18 protein-coding genes and 1 pseudogene are annotated in these 21756 nt (G+C 66.7%); 4 read left to right on the forward strand and 15 right to left on the reverse strand.

The genetic code is table 11. From position 1 onward, the window contains the following. Positions 1 to 13 precede the first annotated feature (13 nt). Positions 14 to 451 (forward strand): ATPase, encoded by a 438-nt coding sequence (locus PQB87_RS39575; RefSeq protein ID WP_165843631.1) that lies wholly within the window; start codon positions 14 to 16, stop codon positions 449 to 451. Between the two features lie 172 nt (positions 452 to 623). Here PQB87_RS39575 and PQB87_RS39580 read toward each other — a convergent pair whose 3' ends face one another. The 11 genes and pseudogenes from PQB87_RS39580 to PQB87_RS39630 all read right to left on the reverse strand — a co-directional run bounded on the left by PQB87_RS39580 (position 624) and on the right by PQB87_RS39630 (position 13723). Next, the gene (locus PQB87_RS39580) at positions 624 to 1307 is read right to left on the reverse strand and encodes a DUF429 domain-containing protein (protein ID WP_059681769.1); all 684 of its coding nucleotides are present in this window, start codon (positions 1305 to 1307) and stop codon (positions 624 to 626) included. Between the two features lie 9 nt (positions 1308 to 1316). Then, a complete protein-coding gene (locus PQB87_RS39585; protein WP_043185438.1) occupies positions 1317 to 1841 on the reverse strand; it encodes an HD domain-containing protein in 525 nt (174 codons plus the stop codon). Between the two features lie 121 nt (positions 1842 to 1962). After that, positions 1963 to 5433, reverse strand: coding sequence for an ATP-binding protein (locus PQB87_RS39590; RefSeq protein ID WP_489244714.1), 3471 nt, complete (start codon positions 5431 to 5433; stop codon positions 1963 to 1965). Positions 5434 to 5436: 3 nt separating this feature from the next. Beyond that, the gene (locus PQB87_RS39595; RefSeq protein ID WP_027792227.1) at positions 5437 to 6687 is read right to left on the reverse strand and encodes a metallophosphoesterase family protein; all 1251 of its coding nucleotides are present in this window, start codon (positions 6685 to 6687) and stop codon (positions 5437 to 5439) included. Between the two features lie 287 nt (positions 6688 to 6974). Continuing rightward, positions 6975 to 7276 (reverse strand): annotated as a pseudogene (locus PQB87_RS39600) (CbrC family protein). 78 nt (positions 7277 to 7354) lie between these two features. Continuing rightward, positions 7355 to 7945, reverse strand: a complete 591-nt coding sequence (locus PQB87_RS39605) for a hypothetical protein (RefSeq protein ID WP_301861254.1) — start codon at positions 7943 to 7945, stop codon at positions 7355 to 7357. A 145-nt stretch (positions 7946 to 8090) separates the two neighbouring features. Beyond that, the gene (locus PQB87_RS39610) at positions 8091 to 8861 is read right to left on the reverse strand and encodes a hypothetical protein (RefSeq protein ID WP_059681777.1); all 771 of its coding nucleotides are present in this window, start codon (positions 8859 to 8861) and stop codon (positions 8091 to 8093) included. A 374-nt stretch (positions 8862 to 9235) separates the two neighbouring features. Continuing rightward, positions 9236 to 9778, reverse strand: a complete 543-nt coding sequence (locus tag PQB87_RS39615) for a hypothetical protein (protein ID WP_059681778.1) — start codon at positions 9776 to 9778, stop codon at positions 9236 to 9238. Between the two features lie 329 nt (positions 9779 to 10107). Next, positions 10108 to 10473 carry an immunity protein PIM1 family protein gene (locus PQB87_RS39620; RefSeq protein WP_301861256.1) on the reverse strand — a complete coding sequence of 122 codons (366 nt, stop codon included), beginning with the start codon at positions 10471 to 10473 and terminating at the stop codon, positions 10108 to 10110. Between the two features lie 82 nt (positions 10474 to 10555). Further along, positions 10556 to 12544: a gamma-glutamyltransferase family protein gene (locus PQB87_RS39625; protein WP_111943770.1), complete on the reverse strand. Its 1989-nt coding sequence runs from the start codon at positions 12542 to 12544 to the stop codon at positions 10556 to 10558. A gap of 222 nt (positions 12545 to 12766) precedes the next feature. Further along, entirely contained in the window at positions 12767 to 13723 is a 957-nt protein-coding gene (locus PQB87_RS39630) for a LysR family transcriptional regulator (protein WP_059681783.1), read from the reverse strand. 102 nt (positions 13724 to 13825) lie between these two features. Between PQB87_RS39630 and PQB87_RS39635 the strand changes: the two genes are divergently transcribed. Next, complete coding sequence (locus PQB87_RS39635; RefSeq protein WP_301861261.1) at positions 13826 to 14950, forward strand: aryl-sulfate sulfotransferase; 1125 nt, start codon at positions 13826 to 13828, stop codon at positions 14948 to 14950. A gap of 59 nt (positions 14951 to 15009) precedes the next feature. Continuing rightward, the gene (locus PQB87_RS39640; protein WP_489244718.1) at positions 15010 to 16371 is read left to right on the forward strand and encodes a uracil-xanthine permease family protein; all 1362 of its coding nucleotides are present in this window, start codon (positions 15010 to 15012) and stop codon (positions 16369 to 16371) included. Positions 16372 to 16545: 174 nt separating this feature from the next. On the opposite strand, the gene PQB87_RS39645 is transcribed toward PQB87_RS39640, so the two are convergent. The 4 genes from PQB87_RS39645 to PQB87_RS39660 all read right to left on the reverse strand — a co-directional run bounded on the left by PQB87_RS39645 (position 16546) and on the right by PQB87_RS39660 (position 20272). Beyond that, complete coding sequence (locus PQB87_RS39645) at positions 16546 to 17040, reverse strand: hypothetical protein (protein ID WP_301861264.1); 495 nt, start codon at positions 17038 to 17040, stop codon at positions 16546 to 16548. 131 nt (positions 17041 to 17171) lie between these two features. Next, entirely contained in the window at positions 17172 to 18206 is a 1035-nt protein-coding gene (locus PQB87_RS39650; protein WP_489244720.1) for an MBL fold metallo-hydrolase, read from the reverse strand. 359 nt (positions 18207 to 18565) lie between these two features. After that, the gene (locus PQB87_RS39655; protein ID WP_048028180.1) at positions 18566 to 19690 is read right to left on the reverse strand and encodes a porin; all 1125 of its coding nucleotides are present in this window, start codon (positions 19688 to 19690) and stop codon (positions 18566 to 18568) included. Positions 19691 to 19849: 159 nt separating this feature from the next. Next, positions 19850 to 20272, reverse strand: a complete 423-nt coding sequence (locus tag PQB87_RS39660; protein WP_174416124.1) for a hypothetical protein — start codon at positions 20270 to 20272, stop codon at positions 19850 to 19852. 236 nt (positions 20273 to 20508) lie between these two features. Here PQB87_RS39660 and PQB87_RS39665 point away from each other — a divergent pair, with 236 nt between their 5' ends. Further along, positions 20509 to 21600 carry an AraC family transcriptional regulator gene (locus PQB87_RS39665; RefSeq protein WP_111943776.1) on the forward strand — a complete coding sequence of 364 codons (1092 nt, stop codon included), beginning with the start codon at positions 20509 to 20511 and terminating at the stop codon, positions 21598 to 21600. Positions 21601 to 21756 lie beyond the last annotated feature (156 nt).

Raw genomic sequence — 21756 nt, forward strand, 5'->3', positions numbered from 1 at the left:
ACTCATATCCACGATGGACAGCACGACTCAACCCGGCGACGCCGACCTTCGCGACGAATATGCAGCGCTCCGCGAGCGCGCCATCATCCTGGAAGAACAGGCTCCGCCGCTTCTGCAGCGCATCTCGGATGTATTGCCGCGAATCAGCGGCGAATCCGAACTGGCAGACGAGCACCGCGAGCGGCTCGTCGGCGCGCGCAACGCGGCAATGGTCTCGATCGAAAATTATCAACAGGCGATTCCCTTCCTGCAGACGGCCGACTCGATCATCGAGCAGCTGGACAAGACGCCCGAGCGTGACGAAGACATCGAGTGGCGCGAATCACTGCTGCAACGGCTCGACGAACTGATCGACGTCGCAGTCGTGATGATCGACGACGCCGAAGGCTATTTCGAACAGGCGCAAGCCTGTGACCTGTCCAGCGTGCCGAAAGCCATCCTCGAGGATTGAGTAACGCGGCCCGGGATCGCGCAGCGCACCGGCCTAACGCCGTGTGCGCCAGCCATTCCGATGCTTGCCGGCCGGCAATCGCAGCCCGACACCTTCGCCGGCACACCGGCCGCGCCCCTCCCGAAAAAGCTCACCTTTTTGCTACGCGCCTCGCCCGGGCCGCGCGACACAACTACGGTGCGTCGAGAGCGATCGTCTCGTTCACGATCGGCACGCGGATATATCCGCCCTCCGTATCGCCATACGCGTGCGCATTCCCGTCGATGACGTATTGCGCGGTCAACGCGCACAGGGTCGCGTCTCGCGCATCGACGGACTTCAGCGTCGACACATCGATCCCCAGTCGCTCCAGCAACTGCCGGCGCTGGTTGCGTTTCTGCTTCGCCGACGCAACTGTCTTGCCCAGCATTGCGCAGGTGATCGCATAAGGATAGGTTTCGAAGCTCGCGCGCCCGCCCGCATAGCGCGCGCCGGTCAGCAGCGGATAGGCGTCCGCGAGTGCGCGGTAGACACGCTCTCCCATGAACATCCAGTCGAAGAAGCCTGACGTGCTCGCGACTGCCTGCTCCCGTGACGGCGTCGGAAAGCATGAGATCCGTTCGCGCGCGAGCGCCTGTTCCGCCGCCCGACGCCCGCTCCCCGTCCACCACAGGCTCGGTGCGTCGACACCGACGGCCACGACGTCATGGGCGAGACACAGCGCAGGCACCGCCTCGGGCGCGATCCGTTCCTCGCGGCAAACGACCGTTGGTCCGCGCAGGATCACGAGATCGCATTGCTTCTTTTCGCCACCCACATCGACACCCGCCACGGCCAGCGATTGCCGCGCGGATCCAGCGGATCGGGCCGATCGCATGCGGGCGCCTCAGTCCGCCGGCCGTGCGTCGTAGGCGGTGTCGAAGATCGCTTCGAGACCGGGATGCACGCCGCGCATCGGGTCGACGACCGACTTCGCCCAGTCGAAGTACGCCTGCTTGCGCTCGAGCGGCCAGTCCGCGGGCGGATGCCGTGCGATGTCGCGCAGGTTGCAGATCTTGTCGGCCAGCTTCACGAGCTTCGCACGCCGGCTGATGGTCGCCGCGTGCTCGACCTGCAGGCGTTTGCGCTCTTCCTTCGGCAACGACTTGTCGTCGGTGACTTCCATCACGATGTCCGCCACGTCCTTGCCGAACAGCCGCAGCAGCTCCTGCTCGGTCGTCTCCGTATCCTCCACCGTATCGTGCAGCACGGCCGCGACGATCACCCGCTCGTCCTCGACGCCGGCCTCGTTGGCCAGCACGTCGGCGAGCGCGATCGGATGATTGATGTACGGTGACGCTTCTTCGTCCTTGCGTCGCTGATTGCGATGCTTGTCCGCCGCGAACGCGATAGCGGCTACCAGCTTTTTCATATTCCCCCCTCGTATGGCCAGACCCGCGACCGGCAGAACCGGTCGCGCGCATTTCGGAACCGCACATACTACCTGCACGCGATGACCGCGCCCGTGCGCCGGCATCCCGGCACACCCCGCATCACGCGCTCACCGGCGCGCGCTGCAGCTCGACCACGTTGACCTGCGCACCAAATACGTCCCGCACGAGCGGCAGCAGGTGGTCGTGGTGCGTCAGGAACAGCACCTGGGTTCGCGTCGACAGATCGCGCAGCGCATCGAGGCCGGCCTTCGCGCGCGCGTCGTCGAAGTTGATGAACAGATCGTCGGCCACGAACGGCAGCGCGGTCCGGCTGCCGAGCTGCAGTTCCAGTGCCGCGATCCGCAGCGCGAGAAACAACTGGTCACGCGTGCCTTCGCTCAACCCGGCAACCTCGACCGACGCACCCTTCGTCCGCCGTGCATACAGGGCGGGCGGCGTCCGTTCGGTATCGACGGTCAGCCGCGCGAATTCGCCCAGCGTGAGCCCGGCGAAGATTTCGCCCGCGCGCCTGAGCATCGGCCCCTGCTTCTGGTCGCGATAGCGATCCGTCGCCCACTTCAGCAACCGGCTTGCGGTGGCCGCTTCCAGGTACTGTTCGGCTGCATCGCCCATCGCCGCCAGCGCTTCCTGCCGTTTCGACTCGGCAACGGCCGCGTTCGCCTGGCCGTCGATCGCGCCGAACGCCTGATCGGCCACGACCTGCTGCTGTGAAAGCTCGTTGAGCCGCTTGCCGACATCGCCGAGCGATTGCTTCACCGCTTCGAGGTGCGCTGGTACGTCGGCGATGTCCTGCTCCGCGACCTCGGCTTCGACGGCGGAGCGGGACAGGCCGTCGCCGTCGCGCACCAGTGCCTCGTGCGCGGCATCGACCGCCTGCCGCAGCTGGCGCTGCCGGTCCGAGCGTTCGGCCAGCGGCAGCGCGGCATCGATCGACACGACACCGGCCAGTTGCAGCAGCGGCTGGACGCGTGCATCGGCACCGGCCACCGCGGCGGCGGCATCCGCGACCTTGCCGTCGGCCTGCCGCACGGCCTCGTCGGCCCGACCGATCGCACGCGCGATTTCCCTGGCAGCGGCGAGGCGCATCGTCAGCCGGCGCGCGACGTCCGGCCAGTCGCCGCTCGTCAGCCATTCCGGCGCGAGCGCCGCGGCAAGCCGCCGTGCGCCCGCCTCGAGCGCGGCCAGTTCCGCACGGATCGCGACGATCCGGTTGCGCGGCGCGTCGGCATCGGCCAGCTCGGCCGTCACGGCGTTGGCAAGCGCGAGCGCACCTTCCGCCGCGGCCAGCGTCGCCGCGCTCGTGGAAAGCTTCGCGTCGGCCAGCGCGTCGCGCCATTGCGCGTGCCACGCGTCGTAGGTCGCCTGCGCGTGGCCGGCCCGCGATTGCGCCGTCGCGCATCCGCGTTCGGCTTCCCGTGCGCGCTCCTCGAGACTGTCCTGCTGCGCGAGCGCTTTCTCGGCCGACTGAACGAAGGCCTCGGCGGTCGCGACGAGCGCCGCCAGGCCGTCCGACTCGCCGCCTCGCGACACGGTACGCAGCGCCGCGCGCAACGCGGCTTCGGCACCGGCCCGCGCGGCGCGAATCGTGTCGAATTCGCTGCGCTGGCGATCGAGATCGGCCTGCGCGGCGAACACCGCGTCGCGCTTCGCCAGCCAGTCGCCCATCGCCGCCAGCGGCATGCCGGGCACCGCGGCCGTCGTCGCGAGCGCGGCCCATGCGTCGCGATGCGCGGCGAGCTCACGCTCGCGCTCGTCCAGCGTGGCCTGCCTGCGCGTCACGCCCGCACGCGCGGATTCGACCTGCTGACGCAGCGACTGCAACGTCGCCGCTGCCTGCGTCGCGCCCAACTGCGCGTCGACGAGTTCGTCCGCAAGGCGAATTGCATCGTCGAGCGCGGGCGCGCCCGTTGCGAGATCGATCGCGCCGCTGCGGATATCGCTCCACGCGCCGTCGCGCCGCGCACGCGCTGCCAGCACGTCGGCGGTCGTGACGACCTTGTGGTTCTCCGCGAAGTGCTTCTCCTGCAGTTCGAGCCGCTCGAGCTCCTCGAGCGCGCCGTCCCGTGCGTCGCGTGCGGCAGCGGCCGCGCTCGCGCGTTCGCTGTCCTCCTTCAGCAGCGCGCCGAGCCGTGCCACCGACGGCACGTCGAGCGCGCGCAGCGTGTCGACCGGCATGCGCCACCGGCCAAGCGCATCGAGTGCGCCGGACAGTGTGCGTTCGACAGCAGCGATTTCCTGTTCGAGCGCCTGCTCGCGCTGGCCGCTGTTGCGAAAGCCCTGCGCATCGGCCAGCGCCGCGCGCAACGTTTCCGGCACATCGACGGTCGACAGGCGCGCCTGTTGCTCCTGCACCTGTGCAAGCTCGCGGGTGCGTTCGTCGAGCGATTCGCGCGCGCCGGCCAGCGCCTGGTGCAGCGCGCCGTGTTCGCGCAACAGGTTGGCCACGGTCTTCAGCGACAGCGCCGTCGGCAGCGACGCACGCAGCGACGCTTCGTCCGTCGGCCAGTCGAGCTGGGCGGCCGCGGCGAACGCGGCGGACAGGTGCCGCTCGACGTCCGCACCCAGCAGCAGCAGATCCTGCGCGTGATTCATGCACGCGCCGCGCAGCCGATCGAGCGCCTCGATGTCGGCTTCGAGCGCCAGCGTGTCAGCGTCGGCGTCGATCGCATCGCGTGCCTGCCGTTTCGCGAGCAGGTCGGCACGCCGTTCCTCGAGCACCTTCTGTTCGGCCGCGAGATCGCCCTGCGCCTTCAACAGATCCGCATACGCGGTGGGCGGCAACTCGACGACCGTGCCCAGTTCCGCGAGCGCCGCGTCCTTGACCGTCAGCTCCTTGAGGTACGGCGCCAGCCGTCGCACGCGCTCGAGCTTCGAGCGCAGCGCTTCGAGCCGGCGCTGTTCCGCGCGCGCCTGCTCGATCTGCTGTTCGACCGCTTCGCGCGCGTCCTTGCGTTCGACCCAGTCGCGCGTGCGCACCTGAACCGTCTTCAGTTCGGTCACGGCTTCGTTGAACGACGTTTCGGCGAGCGCGAGCGCGCTGCCGCTGCGACGCGGCGCCCACAGCTCGACCGCACGCGCATCGAGCTCCTCGCGCACCGGCCCGAGACTGCCGACCCCGGCGGCCGATTCGAACAGCACCTGGCCGAGCTTGTCGGATGCGTCGAGAATGCTCCGGCCGCCGTCGACCAGACGCCCGTGATCGAGCCCGAACATCTGCTCGAAGAACTCGCGCGTGGCGCCGTCGAGAACGGCGGCCAGGTAATCGTCGGGCAACCTGTCGTCGGCGGGCGTGCGCAGCGGACTGCGCCCGCGGGCGCGGTGGAACGCGAGTTCGCCCGTGCCGCTCTCCAGCACGCCGCCGATCCGCAGTTCCGGCGTGCTGTGCAGGAAATCGAGCGGCGTCTGCAGCTTCATCCCGAACAGCAGCTCCGACACGGCCGTGCGGATCGTCGACTTGCCGGCCTCGTTCGGCCCCACGATCACATGGAAATCCTCGCCGGCCGACGGAAAACGCAGCGTCTCGTCGGTGAACTTGCCGTACTTGATCAGATCGAGCTGGTTGATCCGCATCGTTTACTCCCCCCTCGCCAGCCGCGCAAGCAACGCGGGCCCGACCTGCTCGACGAGTGCCGTGAGCTCGCCCGCGCGCGCCATCGCCAACAACGGCACCTCTTCCTTCACGTCGCTGCGCACCTTGCCGACGAACGGCTTCAGGTCGCGTTCGAGCAGCTCGAGGAAATCCGGATCGCGCGCGGCATCGGCCAGGATCTGCTTCAGGTCCTCGAGCGCCTCGAGCTGCTCGCTTTCGCCCGGCTGATGATCGGCCGCGGACGTCGCGAGCCGGACCTTCTCGAGCCACAGCCGCTCGTTGCCGATGATGCCGATCTGGTTCAGCACCTCCGCGCGCAACTGCGGCGCGCGGCCGAAAAAGAGGCCGTGGGCGGGCGTACGCCCCGCGACCGTCACGCGCACCGCGCGCGGTACATGGCCGTCGACGGTCAGCAGCGCTTCCAGCGACTGGCCGATCTTTCTCGACAGGTCGGCGACGGTCAGGCAATCGGACGCGTCGACCGACACGGCTTCCCAGCGCAGCACGTCGAGATACAGACGCTCGACCTGCGTGCGGCCTTGCTCGACCGTCACGAGCACCGCGCCGCGACGGCCCGTCTCGCGGATATGGCGCCCCTGCAGGTTGCCGGGAAACACCACGGTGGACGGCCCCGACCATTGCTGGAATTCATGCACGTGGCCGAGCGCCCAGTAGTCGTAGCCTTTCGCATGGAGTTCGGCCAGCGTGCACGGCGCATAGTTCGCGTGCGCCGCATAGCCTTCGAGCGCCGTATGCAGCACGCCGATGTTGTAGTAACCGGGCACCGGGTCCGGATAGCCGATCGCGAGATTGTCGACGACGGCCTTGTCCTTGAAGCTCTGCCCGTGCAGCGCGACTTCGAATTCAGGCAGCTTGTGGGTTTCCGCCTTGCGGTGGCCGAACACCGTGACGTTGTCGGGCAGCGTCAGCTTCTTCGTCATCTCGCTTTCGGCATCGTGGTTGCCGCCGAGGACGAACGCACGGATGCCGGCCTTGCGCAGGCGCCCCATCTGCTGGCCAAAGAAGATGCCCGTGTTGTGATCCTTCCAGTCGCCGTCGTACAGGTCGCCGGCAATCACGAGGAACGCGACCTCCTCTTCGATCGCACGATCCACGAGTTGCCGCAGCGCCTCGCGCGACGCGTTGCGCAACTGCGCGGCCGGCGCGTCGGGATACGCGCTCAGGCCGTGCAACGGGCTGTCAAGGTGTATGTCTGCCGCGTGGATGAACTTCACGAAGATTCCTCTGTTTCATGACGATAAAACCGGCGATCGCCGCGCGATGCCGTGAGCCAGGCCATCAAACGCAATCCTGGTAGCCGCCGGGTTCGCCGCAACGGATACAGCGGAACATATACGCGGTCGGTGAACCGTCCTTGTCGAGTGCGGCAAGGCAATGCTCCCACTCCGCGCCCTCGTCGAGTCCGGTCGGCCCGAATCGACGCGACTGCCTGCGGGCCGAGCGCGCGCAGTTCTCCGGTACCCGCACGGCCGATGAGCTGCGCGGCAACGCCGCAATGCGTTCACCAGCGCTCCTGCTGCCAACCCCGAAAGCCCGGCGTGCGACAAGCGATTTCGCTGACGACCGCGTCGGGAACTTCGTCGCATTCGCCGCCGCCGATGCCGTCCGTGCCACTGAAGGCTGCGCCGAACCGTGGGCAATGCACCGTGGGCAGAGGCAATTCTCATACTCGTCGACCGCATACACGGGGCCGGCGTATACGTAACCACGTGCATCGCCGCAACACACGCAGCGCGCGTCCGAGCGGATCACGCTGCCCGTTGCCAGCGGGTCGGGATGGTACCTGAAAGCGGGTAACGACATGACGCTCTCCGTGGATCCGGAAGGGAGGAAAGCACGCGATGCGAATTCGAATCGCCATCGTGCCACGGGATGACCGTGTTACTGCGGTACCTCGGCCTCGACAAACGTGCCGTTCACGAAACGATAAACGCGATGCAGCGCGCCGCCATGCGCGACATATTCCCACCGGATGTCGATGGCGGCCGGATCGTCGCGCCACGCGATCGCCAGGTAAGGCGATTGAGTTCCACCGTCGGTTTCGAGAGAAACGGTATCGAGACAGCTTTGGACCGGCAGCGAGAAACGCGGCACCGCACGGGCGCCGCGCAGTTCCAGCACGTATAGCGACCCTTCTTCGCCCGCGCCGCAATATCCGGTCGGACGGCTGCTCGACGAGCGATTGACGACGACCAGCAGATAGTCGTTGCCGTCGATCCGCTTCAAACGGTCCGACGGGAACGCAACGCTCGATGCCTCGGCCAATGCACGACGCAGCGCGGCCGGCACGATCAGTGCCGATTTCGTGTGACGGGCCGCATCGACCTCGAACAACCTCGGGCTCGCCCATTCGATCTCGTGACCGTTGGCGAGCCGCACCGATTCTGGCGCCGGCGTTTCGGCGAATGCGACGGCGGCATTCGAGGCCAGCAGCGCCAGCGCCGCGAGCTTCAATGCAATCGACGATCTCATCGGGCCGACCCGTGCTCGCAAGAATCGCGCAGGATCGTCGCGAGGTCCGTCGCATGCGCCGGCATGCCGCTCGGGCCGCGGCGACCCAGGATCGTCGCGCGTGCATCGTTCGCCGCGACGCGCGCGGCCGATCCACGACGCAACGTCACTCGCCGCGCGGCACCGGCGGCGGAGCATAGCCGTTGTCATTGCCGGGGAACGGATTCGCGTTGCGGCGCAGCGCTTCCTCTTCATTCTCCTTCTGCGCGAACAGCGCGACGCCGATCACGCCGACGTTCGCCGAATCGCCGTACTTCGAGTTCGCGACGTAGCTGTCGGGCACCGCCGCGAAGCGAAACGCGGCGACTTCGTCGCGGCTCTTGCGGAAGCCCTCGATCGTCAGCGTGCGGCCCGGATACAGCACGTAACCGCCATTCGTGTAGCTGCCCGGCCGCCCCGACAGCACGTCGAGCCCGTCGACGGTCGACACGACTTCGAACGTACGGCGCCCCTGGTTGCGCAGCACGATCATGTAGCGCGAACCTTCGACACCCGCCATGTGCCAGCGGCCGTTGCTGCGCGCAAGACGCAGCGGTGCACCCTTTTCGTCCGTAAACGACAGCGCGATGTCGCCGTTGGCGAGCGCGACGCGGGTCGGCAACCGGCGAACCTGGGACGCGGGCGGATGTCCGGGCAGCGCATCGTTGTAATAGACCGACGCGAGATCCGTCGGCTTCGCCGGATCCGCGCGTTCGAAATCGACCTGGCGGGTTTCGGATCGCACCGACTCGCCCCATGCAGTGCCGAGCCCGCGGCGTTCGCTGGCATCCGGCGCGGCGGCGGACGCGCCGGTGCTGGCGGACGGCGGGGGCGGCGCTGCGCAGGCGGCCAGCCAGAGCGCGCAGGCGAGCGCGAGAAGACGGAACAGGATGGTCATGACGTGAAGCCTCGGAATGTTATCGGGCCGCGCCGGACTGGCCGGAACGGCGTTTTGGTGTCGTCTGTCGTCACGATGTCGATCGGACATGCTGGCCCGTGTCGGCCGGCACCGCGATCCCGGCGGCCCGGCGACCGGGAGCCCCGCTATTTAAGCATGGCGAGCGGGCAATGGGCAGGGGGCGCGCACGCCGCCCGTTGCGGGCACGTGCCGGCGGCCCCAGGCAAAGGCGTGCATACGTGTCGCGCGCCGGATCGGTGGCGAACGTCGACGCATCCCCGTATCGAGGATGCGTTGAACGGCGCGCCGCGCGCGCCAATAGAAAAGCCCGGCCCGCATCGAAGCGGGCCGGGCCTTGACGGGAAGCGTGACGCTTACAGCGCGCCGCCTTGCGCGGACGCCGAACCCTTCACGCCGACCGATGCGCCGCCCTGCACCGCGTTCGTCGCACCTTCGAGCGCCTCACCGGCCTTCGCCTTCGCGCCGCCGGCGACGTCGCCTGCCGTCGACACCGCGCCTTGCGCGTGGCTCTTCGCCGTGCCCGCGACATGCTTCACGTGCGATTTCGTCGAGTGGACGGCCGATGCGGCGGCATCCTTCGCCGTGCCCGCTGCCGAACCGACCGCATGCGTCGCACCGCCCACCGCGTTGCCGGCCGCCGAGCCCACGCCGCCGACCGTCTTGCCGACGCCGTTCAGCGCACCGCCGACGACGTTGCCCGCGCCCGAACCCGAGCCTGCCGCGTTCGCGCCGGCGCCGGCCTGCACACCCACGCCACCGCCGAGCAGCGGCGTCTGAACCTGCGCGCCGACACCCGCGGAACCCTGGGCGCCGGTTTGCGCCGTCTGTGCGAACGCAGCCGAAGTCGCCACTGCCGTCAGTGCAGCACCCACCAGAATCGTACGGATCTTGTTCATGGTCATTCTCCCCAAAGACGTTGTTGCTGCGGGCCGCCTTCGTGCGGCTTGTCGCATGCCTCGCCGCGACGTGCGGCAGGTGGAGCTAATGTAGCGGCGCGAACGCGCAAAACGATTGATTTGCGGGGACTGTTACTTCGGTTGCAAATGCTGACGATTGATTCACACAGTTTGACAATCGGGGGATTGCAGCGGGATCGGGACGGTGTAGTCCGGCGGACGGGGAGAGCCTGGAGGCATGTCGCGCGATGCATTCCGCGACGGGGACGAGGCCGATCGCCACGGATCGGAACCAGACAGGCGAAACGGCCGGAAGCGACCGGAAACGGCTAGCAGGGAAACCGGCCGCTTCTATAAGCATTCCAAAGGACGCTCGTCGGCCAGCCGTCGGTGCGGCCTGACAACCGGCTCCTCGCGATCAGCTCGATGTCGTCGGACACGCACGCCGCCACGCCGGCATGCCCCGACGCGCCGAACGCGAGCTTGAACACCTTTTCCCTCAGCGCATCCACGGCCGGCCGGTCGAGCGCTGCGCCCGGATCACCGTCGATTTCGTCGAACGACGCCATCCACTGCGCGTCGAACGGCTCGGCGTCGCGACTGTCCAGCGCGCGGTCGCAATCCAGGCCGGCGAGGAAATCGAAAAAGCCCGGCGCCGACAGGATGGCGTCCATTTCAAGCAGATGCGCATGCATCATTGCGGCTCCTTCACGATGCACGGCCCCGATCGCCCGTCGGCACATACGGGCAAATCGGGGCCGCACGCGTACCGCCCGATTATGGCCGGAACGTATCGCCGAGCACGACGCCTTCACGCCGCGGATCGGTGCCACCCTGCAACGCCGGCGACTGACCGACCGTCACGCGCATCACCGTGTTGACGCCGCTCGCCTGCGCGGACGTCGACACCTTGTGCCCGAGCGCGAGCAGCCCCGTGATCAGCGGATCGTTCGCCCCGTTGTTCGCCGTGTTGACGTTCGGGTGCTCGCCGCCGATCGTGGTCGTCGGGCTGTTGCTCGCGCCGAAGTCGACGAGCCCCGCGGACTGCTGCGCATCGAGGCCCCAGTCGAGCGCGCCGACGAGCGTCTTGACCACGTATTGCGGAATCGTGCCGCCGCCCGGCGAACCGGTCGCCATCACGAAGTCCCCGCGCGAGCCGTCCGCGGCCTGACCGAACACGATCGTCGGCGCCATCGAGCTGCGCGGCCGCTTGCCCGGCTGCAGGCGGTTGGCCACCGGATTGCCCGAACTGTCGACCGGGTTCGCGGAAAAATCGGTCAACTGGTTGTTCAGCAGGAAGCCGTTGGTCATGTGGAACGAACCCATGCTCGACTCGACCGTGGTCGTCGCGCTCAGCACGTTGCCGTCGCCGTCGACGATCGTGAACTGGTTCGTGCCGTGCTCGATCAACGTCGTGTCGACCCCGAGCGGCACCGCACCGAGATTGCCCGGCTGCGCGGTCCCCATGCTCTTGGCCGGGTCGATCAGCGCCGCGCGCGATTTCAGGTACGGCTTGTTCAGCAGCGTATTCCACGTGCCGCCCGGCAGCGGCACGAAATCCGTATCGGCCACGTACTTGTCGCGGTCGGCATACGCGAGCCGCTCGGCCTCGGTGATGAGGTGCACGCCCGCGACAGTCGGCTTGCCGCCTTCGAGATCGATCGCCGTCGGCTTCAGCGACTTCAGGTCGTAGTTCTCGAGAATGCCGAGCGCCGACGCGACCGCGATGCCGCCCGACGACGGCGGCGGCATCCCGCACACCCAGTAGCTGCGATAGGTCGTGCACACCGGGTCGCGGCGCTTCGCCTGGTAGGCGGCCAGATCCGCGACGGTCGTCTTGCCCGGCGTGAGCGTCGAGCCATCGGCGCCCTTCGTCGTGGCGATCTTCGCGACGATGTCCTGCGCGATCTGCCCCGTGTACAGCGCGTTCGCCCCCGACTGCGCCATCAGCGTCAGCGTGCGCGCATACGCCGGATTCTTCAGCACGGTGCCGAGCGTCTTCGGCGAACCGTCGGCGTTCAGGAAATACGCGGCGGCCTCGGGGTCGCGCTTCAGGTTCGTGGCGTTCGCCGCGATCGCGTCGGCGAGCCGGCCGCCGATCGGGAAGCCGTTGGTCGCGAGCGTGATCGCATCGCCGAACAGGTTCTGCCACGGCAGCCGGCCGTGATCCTGCTGCAGCGCCTCGATGAGCCTCGGCACACCGATCGTGCCGATCGAGCGGCCGCTCGCACGCGCATTCGGCAGCGGCGCGGAGTGGTCGGTCGCATCGTCGACATAGCGCAGGTAGTTCTCCGTCGCGGCGGCCGGCGCGGTTTCCCGGCCGTCATACGCCTGCAGCGTCTTGCCGCGCGCATCGTAGTAGAGCAGCACACCGCCCGAGCCGAGGCCCGTCGCTTCGGGCACGGTCAGCCCGAGCACGGCCTGCACGGCGACCGCCGCGTCGGCGGCCGTGCCGCCTTTCTTCAGCACCGCGCAACCGGCCGCGCTCGCATAGGCGTTCGACGTGGCGACCAGATACGTTTTCGCATAGACGGGCTTCATCCCGGTGCGATAACCGGACGACGCCTCCGGCAGTGACGGGTCGCCCGGCTGGTTCGACCCGACCACGACAGTCGAGCCGCTGTTGTCGATTGCGAGACAACTCGTGTCGGCCGTGGGTGTCGTCGTGGCGCCCGCGTCGGTTTCGATGTCGTTGCCGCCGCAGGCCGACATCATGGTGGCCGCGAGCAACGCGGACGCATACGGAAAGATCGCTGTTCTGTTCATTGTCTGCCGATGTTCTTGTCAGTCGTTGCGAGGGACATCACGCTGCCTGCGACCCCCTCGGTGCGCCGACAACGCATTCGATAGTCCCATGAACAAATTTTTTTCCGCAATAAGGGAATGAAGTAATGCGGCCGGACGTTGCACGCACAACGTCACGACCGCGCGCGCGGGTGCGCGTGTTGCACTGCATCGCAGTGCGATGCGCTCGCGTGGCCGCTGTCGTTATCGCGCTGCCCGGCGGCGCTTGCCGGCCGACCGGCCGTCGCGTGCGAAACCGTCTTCCATCGCTTCGATCGCGTCGGAGAAGAACTCGAGGAACATCGTCATGGCGACCGTCGCGCTCATGTCCGCTCGTTGGTAGATGCAGCTGAACGAGCGCGCGCCCGCATCGGCAAGCGGCGTCCACGCGAGCCGGCCGGCAGCCACGTCGTCCGCGACGTTCTCGGCGATCAGGAAGCCGACGCCCGCGCCTTCGGCCGCGAGGCGCCGCACCATCGGCACCGAACCCGTCTCGACCAGCGGCCGCACGCTGCGCGGCTGCCGCGCATCGATCTGGTCGAACATCGCGCGCAGTTCCGTGTCGGGTGTCATCAGGATCAGCGGATACGCGAAGCAATCGCGCATCCGCACCTTTCCGCCTGACGCCGCGAGCGGATGGCCGGGCGCCGTGACGACACCCAGCGGCTGGGCGAACGCCCGCACCTCGACGACGCCCGCCGACGTGCGCCGGCGCAACGCATAGCCGATGTCGGCCTCGCCCGTCTCGACCCAGCGCACGATGCTTTCGCCGTTTCCCGAGCGCACGCTGTACGTGACGCCCGGATAGCGCTGCATCGCGGCAAGGATCGCGTCGGGCACGAGCTTTTCCGCGGTCGATGCGGGCACCGCCAGGTTCACGTGGCCACGCCGCAGCGCGCGCAGGTCCTCGACCTGCGTGAGCGCGTTGTCGAAGTCGCGCTGGCCGCGCCGCACGGCCGCGATCACGATCTCGCCGGCAAGCGTCAGCTGCATGCCGCGCGGCAGCCGGTCGAACAGCGGCACGCCGACCTGCTCCTCGAGATTGCGGATCTGCTGGTGCACCGCCGCGGCGGTCAGGTGCAGCGCGTCGGCCGCCTTGCGAATCGAGCCGCGTCGCGCAACTTCGTCGAAACAGCGGAATGCCTGCGATATCGAACGCATGAGTGATCCGTTAGTTTTTTCCGAACAGGCCGTCAAGAATAATCCGATTTTACTGATCGCCCGGATCGTCTAGATTGCGCTGCATCCCCGTGTCCGATTCGAATGGAGCGTGCAGTGACAACCGTCGACCAGATTACCCAGCGCCGCCGTGGCGTCGGCCTCATCGCCCACGATCCCGCACTGTCCGCGGGCGGCTATACGCTCATCGCGCCGCAGACGGCCGACGGCAACGTCTATCTCGTCGACATCGACGGTGAAGTCGCGCACCAGTGGAAGATGCCCGTGCGCCCCGGCCGCCATGCGGTCATCCTCGCGAACGGCAACCTCGGCTACAACGGCAATCATCCGCACTCCGAATCGCGCTATGCGCCGTGGTCGATGTGGCATGGCGGCGACTTCTACGAAGTCACGCCGCAAGGCGAAACCGTGTGGCGTTACGAGGACCCCGCGCATCATCACGACGCGCAGTGGCTGCCGAACGGCAACCTGCTGTACGCCGCGTGCGAAGCGGTCGACGCCGCGTTCGCGCGGCGCGTGCCGGGCGGCACGCCGCACGGCGACGACGAAGTGATGTATGCGGACGTGATCCGCGAAGTAAACCGGGCCGGAGAGATCGTGTGGGAATGGCGTGCGCGCGAACACCTGCGACCCGAGGATTTCCCGATCGCGGCGGGCTTCGGGCGCTATCACTGGCCGCTCGTCAACGGCCTCGCGGTCGACGCGAACGGCCGCGTGCTGATGAGCCTGCGCACGACGTCGGGCATCATCGGCGTGAACCGCGAAACCGGCCGCGTCGACCTGCGGATCGGGCCCAACGTCGTGTCGCACCAGCACGCGCCGGTGCCGCTCGCGAACGGCAACATCCTCGCGTTCGACAACGGCAATTTCCGCCACGGCGCGCACGTCGTGTTCTCGCGCGTCGTCGAGATCGATCCGGCGACGCAGCGCGTCGTGTGGTCGTATGCGGACGACGTCGTGAACCTGTTCTACACGCCGTTCATGGGCAACGCGCAGCGCTTGCCGAACGGCAACACGCACGTCACCGAATCGTCGACAGGCCGCCTGTTCGAAGTGACGCCCGCCGGCGAGGTCGTCTGGGAATACGTGATTCCGTGGTTCGCCGAATACCCGGACGAAGCCGCGCGCAAGACCGGGCCGGGCCAGCTCAACAGCGTGTTCCAGACGTTCCGCTACAGCGCCGCGCAACTGCCCTGGCTGCGGGCCTGACCTTGCCGTTCACCGCCGGTTTCCGGCGCTCGTCGCCGTTCGCTTCCGAGGGGCCTGCCGTGTCGCACGATCCGATCCCAACGCCCGTCGACACACGGCTGCCCGCCTGGCAGCTCGCGCTGTTCGGGCTGCAGCACGTGCTGTCGATGGCCGCGTCCCCGATCACGGCCGTGTTCCTGATCGCAAAAGTGCTCGCGCTGCCGGCGGACCTGACGGTCCAGCTGATCGGCGCGACGTTCTTCGCCTGCGGGATCGGCACGCTGCTGCAATCGCTCGGCGCCGGCCCGATCGGCGCACGCATGCCGTTCGTGATGGTGCCCGGCGGCGCACCGACGATGCTGTTCGCCGGCATTGCCGCGCAATCGGGCCTGCCGACCGCCGCCGGCGCGGCGCTGCTCGCCAGCGCGTTCTACTGGGTGCTGCTGCCCGTCTTCACGCGTTGCCTGCGGCTCTTTCCGCGCATCGTCGTCGGCGCGATGCTGCTGCTCGTGTCGATCAACCTGATCCGGATCTACGCGACGATCGCCGTCGGCCAGCCCGGTTCGGCCGACTTCGCCCAGCCGCGCGCGCTCGGCCTCGCGCTGGCGACGATCGTCGCCACCGTCGTCGTCGCGGGTGCGTTCCGCGGCACGCTCGGGCGCCTCGCGGTGCTGATCGGCCTGATGGCCGGCGCAACGCTCGGCTGGGCGCTCGATGCGATGCCGGCGCTCGCCGACGTGTGGCGCGGCCCGCTGTTCACGCATCCGGTATGGCTGCCGTTCGGGATGCCGCGCTTCGACGTGCTGGCCGCGCTGCCGCTGCTGATCTTCACCGCGATCTCGATGGCCGAGGCCACCGCGCAGACGGTCGCCGTCGGCGAAACGTGCGGCAAGCCGATCTCGCTGTCGCGCGACGTGCCGAAGACGATACGCGGCGATGGGCTGGCGTCGCTCGCCGGCGCGCTGTTCGGCACGCCGCTGATCGTGACCAGCGCCGAGAATATCGGCGTCGTGCAGACAACCGGCGTGCGCTCGCGCTACGTGACGGCCGCGGCCGGCGCGATCCTGATCGTCATCGCGCTGTTCGCGCCGCTCGCGCGGCTCGCGTATGCGATTCCGGCCGCGGTGGTCGGCGGCACCGCGCTCGTCGTGTTCGCGATGATCGGCGTGATGGGCATCCGGCTGCCCGCCGGCGTCGACCTGCACGCGCGCGCCAACCAGTACACGCTCGCGGCCGCGTTCGTCGTCGGCCTTGCACCGATCCTGGTGCCGAACCTGTATCGCCATTTCGGCTCAGCCGTGCAGATCGTGCTCGGCAACGGCATGGCGGCCGGCACGCTCGCGGCCATCGCGACGCAACTGGCGTTCGCCGCATTTGCGCGGCTCAGTGGACAGGCAAGCGCGACAGCGGTTGCGGCTTCCTCGCCTTCGCGCGACGGTTGATGGTGAAGACGGGTAGCGGTGCGCGCTGACTCGCCCGCCTCACCTGCTTTCATGAATTGGTTCCGTTTTCTTCTTTGACACTGACGGTCGCGATGCCTCGGAGATTTCCGGGACCGAGACTGCAGGAGATCGGGGACGCGCTCGGACAACAGTCGAGGGATGGACGCCCTACATTCATGTACGGCTGCGGTACGAACGAAGCCAGACGAACTGCAGCATCGCCCCCAGCACAAAAACACCCAGCCACGCGGCGAGTGATCCGCGCACGATCGGGGAATCGGGACCGTTCGCGAGGGGATGACCAGCGGGCAATCGTGTCAGCGTCTCGTTGATTCCCGGGACCAGCAGCAGAAAGAAGCTGAACGTGAATGCGAACTGAGACAGGTACAGCCGCGCGGGCGTCACGGCTTTCGTTCGCGCGGCGAGCAGCCCGCCCAAGGTCGCGAGTAGCGCCACGATGCCGAGCGCGTGCCCGATATTGAAGCCGCCGGTACTGGACAAACCAAACGACGTGAACACCGATACCACCATCCCCGCCACGTAAATCTTCGCGGACTGGGTCGTGCTCTCGATCCGTCGATATCGGGCAAAGCTGTAGAGACCTGCGGCCACCGTCACCAGACTGACAATAGTGTGAACCGCGCCCAAAGAGGAAATGGGATGAGGCATGGGACGACTCCTTCCGAAAGTGGCTCCGATCGTCGTAGCGCTGGCGACACAGGAGAGCACATGTTATCGATCAATACTCGCAAAGGTGCGAGCCGGTTGGCCGGTTCGACAACTCGAAGCGTGCGTCCGCTTCAAGTTGCCAGGGAATACCAGGCGATGTTGTTTTCGTCCGCCGCGCACTTCACGACGCGCTGGGCAATGAGGTAGTTCATGCAGGCCATCGCTTCGCCGGTGGCAAGACTCAGTTGCTGCGCATCCCGTTCCCCGATGGGGCGGCCGAACAGCGGGACAAACGCGTCGACGATCCGTTGGGGGCCGGCCGCCAATGATACGAGCAGCCGATCGAGGGCGCGGTCCTGCCCGGATTTGAGTGCTTCGAGGCGCTCATGCAGACCGTAGAACGGCTCGTTGTGGGAAGGCAGCACGAGCACATCGTCGGGCACGACGCTTATGAGCTTGCCAAGCGACTCGTACCACTCCTGCATCGGATTGGCTTCCGGTTCGCTGGCAAACACCGACACGTTCGACGATATCTTCGGCAGCACCTGATCGCCGGAGATCAGCAGCTTCATATCCGGGCAGTACAGGCTGACGTGTTCGGGCGAGTGGCCTCCGGTTGTGATGATCCGCCAGTCGTGCTCGCCCAGCCGAATCTGCTGGCCGTCCCGCAGTCGCCGATAGCTTTCGGGCAGCGCGTGAATATGCTTGCCGAAACTGCCGAAGCGGCTGCGATAGCCTTCGATGTCTGCATCCGACCACCCGGCGCGCCGACAAAACTGCACGCCGTCGAGCGGCGCCTCGCGATTCGTGTCGCCATGCAACACGCGGCAGGACAGGTATTCAAGGCGGCTCATGTGCAGCGGCACCCCGGTGCGCCGTGTGAACCATCCTGCCAGGCCGATGTGATCCGGGTGCATGTGCGTGGCGTACACTCCCTGAAGCGGCCGCGACAGCGGCCCCTGCTCCGTGAGCGCCAACCAGTCCGCCACGGTGTCGGGAGCGTTCAGGCCGGTGTCGACCAGTATCCAGCCGTCGGGGGTGTCGATCGACCATACGTTGATGTGATCTAGCTTGAACGGCATGGACAGCCGGATCCAGCGCACGCCGGCGGCAACCTCGACGGTGTGGCGCGGCAAGGGAGGGGCGAATGGGTACAGAAGTGCCATGGTGTCGATCGAGGGAGTCAAATCCTGATGAAGTCCATCCGTACGGTGTGTGGCTTGACCGCTCACGTAGCCGGACTCGGGAATACAGAACAAAGAGACCGCACCGACGCTGATCGGTGCGCCCGGTGCGAATCCAACGGATCACCATCGATCGCGTCGACGGAGGTGTCACGCATGGTGGTCGATGATGGAGAGAAAATCGTGCGCATACCGGTCCGTGGAGCCGATTCGCCGGTCCGTGCAGCGTCCCGGGCTTCCCGCTCGTCGACGCTGCGGCGCACGTATGGGATTGCTCGCGAAATGTGGCTCTCCACAGTTTTTCCTCGCCCCGTCATCGCTCCCGTTCAGGTACGCAGTCGCTAGAAAGCGTGACGGATACCCAGCATGGCCGCGGTCGTGCTCACGCCCGGCGCCACGGGCTGCCCGAACGTGATGGGCTGGTTCATCGTTCCCCGGTTGTTTACATGCCCCACCTGGCCATAGACGAGCGTCGACTTCGACAAGCTGTACTCCGCGCCGACCGCAACTTCGGTCGACTTGTTGGTCGAGTTGTTGCGGTCCTTCAGGTAGTACACACCACTGGTCACCTTGAAGGCCGGCGAGAACTGGTAGCCGAGGCCGGCCGAATACAGGTCGATGTTGATCAGGTCGGAATGCGCCGGATTCCTGCCGTTCGAATACGATGCGGAAACCGAGAACGCACGGTACGTGTAGAGCGCGCCCACGTAGATCAGGCGGTTATTGGCCAGCCCGGTGGCCACCGTCGTCGGGCCGGGGTTCGTGTCGTGGCCAACGTAGTAACCGGCCGCAAGACGAAGGCCATAGTTCGAATATTTCAGTACGGCGGACTCCCTCGTCCCGCCCTGAAAGCTGCCCGGCACCCCCCCGGGGGCATACTCGAGTGCCGCGGACAGGCCGGCAAACTTCGGCGATTCATAGACAATTGCATTGCTGTCGTACAACGCGCCGATTGGCGCATTGGTGCTGGCGCCCTGCCAGCCGGCAGCCTGGTTCATGCCGAGCCACCCTGTCAGGATGCTGCCGAAATAGTGAGCTCCCCGTACGTCGGTCTCAGCCATTGCATACGCAATCGGCACGATCTGTCGACCGAGGTTTAATGTACCGAACGGTCCGGTCACGCCTACGGTCGCGATCTGGTTGAACTGGGCCGCCGCGCCCGGCGTATCGGACAGGTTGAACCTGCCGCTGCCGCTGTCGAACTCGCCTTGCAGCTTGAAATTGACATGATAGCCGCCGCCGATGTCCTCCGACCCCTTGAGGCCCCATGCGCTCGCAAAGATACCGCCATCCTTGTAGCGATAGACCTTGCCGCGGTTCGGCGCCGTCGGGCTCAACGTTGCCGCCGACGTGCTCTGATACAACATCCCAGAATCGATGACGCCATACAGCGTCACTGAAGACTGAGCGTGTACTGCACTACCTGTTGCCACCAGAACGGCAGCAGCGATCCACTTCAATTTCATTGCGTCTCCGGTTTTTTTTGCGTTGAAGCGGCCTGTTGCGACCGCTGTACATACTGATTACGTCGGATGTTTCGCCTCGACGCCCATTGCGCTCGTCGAGGGCTTGCTAGTCGCGCTGTGCTACTAGTTCGGTGTGCCACGGGAAGCAGCGTTCTCCCTCTACTCCCCATGCAAATACAAGTACCCGATAAACCAGGCGGCGGCACCGATCGGGACTGCCGTTCCGGCCAGCGTGATCCGGCGCGTCAACCGGATGCGCTTCACATCGTCGTCCACACAGATGCGGGGCGTGGCCAGCAGTACGCGAAACTTGTTGGCAGCGGCCGCGACGAGGCCCAACGCGGCCTTGACGAGGACAAGTGTTGAAACCGGCCACATGCGCATCATCAGCAGCATCCCCGTGACCACGGTGATCGCAATCAGCGGCGCCTCCGCCAACAGCCCGATCCATCCATGCATGGCCGCGACGGTGGGGTGAGCCCCGGGCGCTCGCGCTCGCGCTTGCACTTCGACAGCGGCCTCCACCGCGAGAACGACAAGCCAAGCGGCGACGGCAACGCCATGCAGTTCGTGCAAATTCATGTCTCATCCTTAGAGGCGCGCATGCGGAAGAAGCTGTTGGTATGTGCCACCGATTCACCCCGTTCCCTTGGACAAAACACTATTCCTGTACGCCGACAGTCGCCGGTCATTTGCGATCGACATTCGGTCTTTCGGAAGGAATGCGTGCGAACGCGAGGAAATCCGGTCTGGAACAGCGGCCTTGACAGGTTGTGGTACGTGCAAAAGAATGGGATTTTTGTGATTGCGCTGACACCATGCCTGCCCCCCATTCGCCACGCGCGGCCAGCCCAACACTCCGGACGTGCTCGCTGACGACGATTGGCGGGTACGCCCTGGCGATTGCGAAAGCCCTGAAAAGCTACGGTGTGGACCCAGCGCAGCTGTTCCGCCCCTTTCATATCGACACGGCCATCGCGAACGATCCGATGTCGCGCCTTCCGGTCGATACCGTGACGCAGCTGTACAAGGCCTGCGTGGATGTCACGGGGGATCCGTACTTTGGGCTCACCGTGGCCCGCTTCATCCATATCTCGAACCTGCATGCGCTGGGCTTCGGGCTGGCTGCCAGCAGCACGTTGATGGACTTTTTGAAGCGGGTAGAACGCTATTTCAAGCTCGCGTCGCAGGTTGGAGAAGTGTCCCTGGAGCAGCGCGACGATGAGGTCGTGATGCGCGTCGAGCATCTGACCACCGTGTGCGGGGAGACCGAGGATGCATTCCTGGGATTCCTCGTGCTGTCGATGCGGATGCTTCACCAACAGGATTTCAATCCGCTGCAGGTGGCCATGCATCATCCCACGCCGCCGCAGGGCGACGATGCGTATGTCAGGCTGTTCCGTGCGCCCGTCACGTTCGACGCACCGCGCTCGGCGTTGACGCTGCCAATGAGCGCGCTCCAGCAACCGCTTGCCGGTGCATGCCCCGAACTCGCCCTTCACAACGATAGTCTTACGCTGGAGTATCTCGCTCGCCTGGACAAGGGCGACGTCGTTGCCGCGACGCGTCGGAAGATCATCGAATTCCTGCCCACGGGCGATTGCACGCGCGAACGCGTGGCCCATGCCATGCTCACGAGCGAGAGCACGCTGCAGGCTCGCCTCGCTCGGCATGATACGAGCTTCCAGTCGCTGCTCGACGAAACGCGCAAGGATCTGGCCTGTCAGTATGTGTTGCAGCCGGCACGATCGATTACCGAAATCACCTTTCTACTCGGCTTCACCGACAGCAGTAATTTCACTCGCGCCTTCAAGCGTTGGACCGGTCACTCGCCGTCGGACTTCCGGGGCGACAAGACGGCCTCGCGATCAACGCAGGACAATCTGCATCAGCTGCAGAGCACGTCCTGACGCCCTGATTCGTATACGTTTGCCGGAAGTGACGTGGCTGCCCGGAATGGCGCGTTTCGTCGAAGTCATCCATCGACGGGAATGCCAGGCGAAAACACTCGTCGTGGCACCCCAGGGATTGCAGGGCACGAGGTTCCGCTTGGGGAGCGTGACGTC

The organism is Burkholderia sp. KL41, from assembly GCF_057005415.2.